This window comes from Nonomuraea terrae (genome assembly GCF_004348995.1).
Taxonomy (GTDB): Bacteria; Actinomycetota; Actinomycetes; order Streptosporangiales; family Streptosporangiaceae; genus Nonomuraea; species Nonomuraea terrae.
On sequence record NZ_SMKQ01000377.1, the window covers coordinates 1 to 3,823 of the forward strand.

Sequence of the window (3,823 nt, forward strand, 5' to 3'; positions counted from 1 at the left end):
CCCTCGTCCTTGCCCGCCCGCGCCGCCGGGACCGACGGCGCCGGCTTCGGCTTGGGCGTCGGAGGCTTGCTCTGCTGCGCGTCCTGCTCGGGCGCGGCGCCCGCCTCCGGCTGCGCTTCCTTCGTGTCCGGTACGGTCGCGTCCGCCGAGGACGCCTCCGCCTCGGCCGGAGCGCTCTTCCCGGCCTCGCCGTCCTTGGCGGTCTCCTCCGCCTTGGTGGGCTCGTCCGTCTTGGTCTCGGCCGTTGCAGCAGAGGCGTTGGCGGTGTCCGCAGGGGCCGGAGTGGTGGCCTCGGCCTTGGACTCCGCGGGCACGCCGGTCTCCGGTGTCGTGCTGCTGGTCGCGGTCGTGGTGGTGTCCACCGTCGCTGTACCTTCCGCCGTGGCGGGCGTCGTGGCGGCGCCCGGCCGATCCGTGGAGCTGCCCTCCTGAGCAGCCGCTTCCGGGGCGGGGGGATTCGTGGTGGTGGCTTCCGTGGAGCCGGTCGGCTCGGCGGACCCCTCGACGGGCGTCTTCCCGTCGGCGGCGTCCCCGCCGGTCGAAGCAGCGTCCACCGAGGTGGCACCTGCCGAGGCGGCTTCCGTGGAAGCGGAGACTGCCGAGGCCGCGTCCGCCGAAGCTGCGTCCGCGGACGCGGGGCCTTCCTGAACAGCGCCAGCCGTAGCGTCCGTCGTCGCAGGACCCGCGGGAACGGCGTCCGCGGGGGCGGGATCCGCCGGTGCCGCGGTGGTTGCCGCGGTGGCGGCTGCCGCCGTCGGGGTTGCCGGAGCCTCGCTGGTCGCGGAGGTGGTCCCGAGGGGGGCGTCCGCTTGCGCGGTGTCCTTCTCGGCGGTGTCCGTCTGCGGTGCGCCGGTTCCGGCCACAGGGCTCTGCGGTGTCGCCTCGGGCGTGGTGGCCGTCGGGGAAGTGGCGTCCGACTCAGAGGAGGCGCTCGCCTCGGGGGCCGGTGTGGTGGTCGATGCGATCTCACCGGTGAGTCCGGTCTCAGCAGCGCCGGGCTGACCACCCTCCGCCGCAGCCTGCACAGTGGCGCCGTCAGACCGCACGTCCGCACCATCGGCCCGCACGTCGGCAGCACCGGCCTGATCAGCCGAGCCGTTCTGCATGCCGACACCCTCGGCCTGCTCGACCGAGCCGGCCTGCTTCGCCGAATTGGCCTGTGCGGGAGCGCTGTCGACCTGCGGGGTCGAGTCGGTCTGCTCGGCCGCGGCGTCGGTCGGCGTGCCGGTACCGCCGACTCGCGTGGCGGAGGCGGCCTGTGCGACCTCCGACGTGGGCTGCGAGGCGGCGGACGGCTGAGCCGGTGTGGTCGCGGAAGGCTGGGTCTGCGCGACGGACGGAGGCGTCGGCGGCTGGGCGGCTGTGGTGGGCTGGACTTGAGGGGCCTGGGCCGTGGCGGACTGCTCGGCCTGGGCGGTGGTGGGTTCCTGGCGCTGGACGGAGGCCGGGGTGTCGGTGTCGGAGCGGTGAGCGGCGGGTGCAGCCGGAGTCGTCGTGGTCGGAGCGGTCTCGCCTGTCTGAGGCGCGGTGACGGGCTGGTCCCGGACAGGCGACGACACACCCGCCGACGCCTCTACCGGTGCGGAGGCCTCTGCCGGTCCGTCGGACGGGTGCCACGCTTCCGCCGGCCCCGAAGACGGGTGCGACTGCTCAGCCGGTGCGGACGCATGGGCGTCGCGCGACGGTCCTTCCTGCGCGGACGGCTCCTCTGCCGCGAACCGCTCCCCGGCGTACGACTCCTGCGTCGGCAACGAGTCCTGGGCCGGCCTGGGCGCGGGCGGCTGTTCGGACACCGGGCGGGACGAAGGCGAGGTGCCGGGAGCGTAGATGGAATCGCTTTCGCGCCCCGAGCCGAAGTCGGGCAGCCACGGCGAAGACCCGCCGCGGCGGGACGTGGTGTCGCCGGGGCGGGTGTAGCCGGTCTCGCGGGCCGGAGGTTCGGGGCGGAAGGACTCGCGCGACCCGCCCTCGGCCCCGGAGCCGGACCGCAGGGCCGACTCCCTGCCCGGGTCGGACCGCTGGTCAGGCCGCAGGGCCGACTCCCTGCCCGGATCGGGCCGGAGGGCCGATTCGCGGCCCAGGTCGGGAGCCCGGCCGGGCGGCGGGGTGTAGCCGACGGCCGGTTCCTCCGGCTCGCGGCGCGCCACCGGCGGGAACTGCACCGTCTCGGAGGCCAGCGGCGGCACCGGCTGCAACTTGGCGACCCGCGGCGCGAACGGCGTCACCGTGGTGTCCTCCACCACGGTGGGCTCGGGGTCGAAGTCGGCGGACGACAGGCGCAGCGCCTCGTCGTCGTGCGGCGTCACGTGGCGCTTGCGCGGGTCGAAGAGCCACTCGGCGTGGCGGGTGTGACCGTTCCAGACGTAGCCGAGCTTGACCCGCCACAGGCCGTCGTCACGCTTGGCGGAGTCCCAGTCGATCTCGTCGGTGGGCACGCCGCGCCGGGTGAGCCGGTCGGCCACGAGGTCGCCGAGGGTCGGCCCGGGAGCGGACTCGCCGGGCATGCGTACGGAGACGCGTTGTGCCTGCTGGGCGACGTACTCCCGCTCCTGCAGCACCGGCCCCTCGAACCAGCGGACACGCTCGACCGGGATCCCGGCGGTCGCGGCGATCTCCTCCGCCGTCTCTCCCGCGCGGATGCGGGCCTGGATCTCCTTGGGGCGCAACGGACTCTCCACTTCGATCTCGTACTGGCCGAGACGGGAGAAGTTGCCGCGGACGGCAGCACGGAGCCGGTCGTCCACGGGAAGTGTGAAGCGCGTCCCCCGCCCGGCCGTAGCCAGGACGAGATAGGTGCCGTCCTCACTCACCGCGACGAGTCGGAGCTCCTGCATGCGAGTCCCTTCGTCAGCGTCGCCATTCTTCCCCCGGACCCTTGAGTCTCTCGCGTGTGCCGGTTGCCTGCCAGCACCGTACCCGGCATGTCCGAACATCGCCTTCCTGGGATAGCCCCGGGGCGATGTGACGCCGGTCACATTTGAGGAGTCCATCCCTTCAGAGCCCGCCATCGCGCACGTGGAGGGTAGAGGCCCTCGACGGATTCTGGCGAATCACGGGCCGCGCCGCTGTGCACTTCAGGGAAGTGGCGAGGGCGGACGGCCCTGCGGCCGGATGGAGCTCCAGGAGCCGGGCGGCGGCTCCGGCCAATTCCGGCGCGTACGCCGAGAAAGTCCGGCCTGCGGGGGTGGCCCGGCAGGCGGCGGACCGGGACGACGCGGCGACGAACACGCCTGAGCGTGACAACGACCGCGCGGCCGTGGCGAGAGCGGCGGAGCCGGCGCCGTCGAGGGGCAGCGCGGCGACGGAGGGCCGGCGGGCGTGGCGGTGGATCCAGTCGAGCCCGGCCAGCAGGTCCGACAGCGTTCCCGAGCCGTCGCAGCCGAGCACGCGGACGGAGGCGACCCGGGCGCCGGGGGCCGCGGCGTGGACGCGGCGGGCCACCTGGGTGCCGTGGCCGGCGCAGTCGTGTCCGGTGCCGCCGGTGGCGTCGAAGGCGCGCCAGGCCTGGTCGCCGAACTCGTCGCGGGCAGCGTCCAGGCCGCCGGCGACGACGTACACGGTGGTGCCCGCGCCGGACGGCCGCCCGGCGGGCAGGGCCGGCGACCGGCCCAGCGGCATGGGACGGATCTCCAGGTCGGGCTCGACCGCGCGCACGCGGGGGTCGGCCCGCAGCTCGGCCAGCTCGCCGGCGGTGAGGAACGTGGCGAAGCCGGGCAGGGCGGCGGTGTAGTAACGCCGTACCCGCCAGCGCAGCTCGCCGACGAGGGCGCGGGCGGCGGGCCGGCCGTGGGTCAGGACGATGTACGGGCGGGTGGGCTCGGAC

At 75.0% G+C, this 3,823-nt stretch carries 2 protein-coding genes; both read right to left on the minus strand.

What is annotated here, in order from left to right; genetic code table 11:
• A partial coding sequence (sepH, locus tag E1286_RS51045; RefSeq protein ID WP_246075732.1) for a septation protein SepH occupies positions 1-2,834 on the minus strand: 2,834 nt, incomplete at its 3' end.
• Positions 2,835-2,994: 160 nt separating this feature from the next.
• Positions 2,995-3,823, minus strand: an 829-nt coding sequence (locus E1286_RS46430; RefSeq protein ID WP_187368335.1) for a protease inhibitor I9 family protein, incomplete at its 5' end; no start/stop codon positions are given.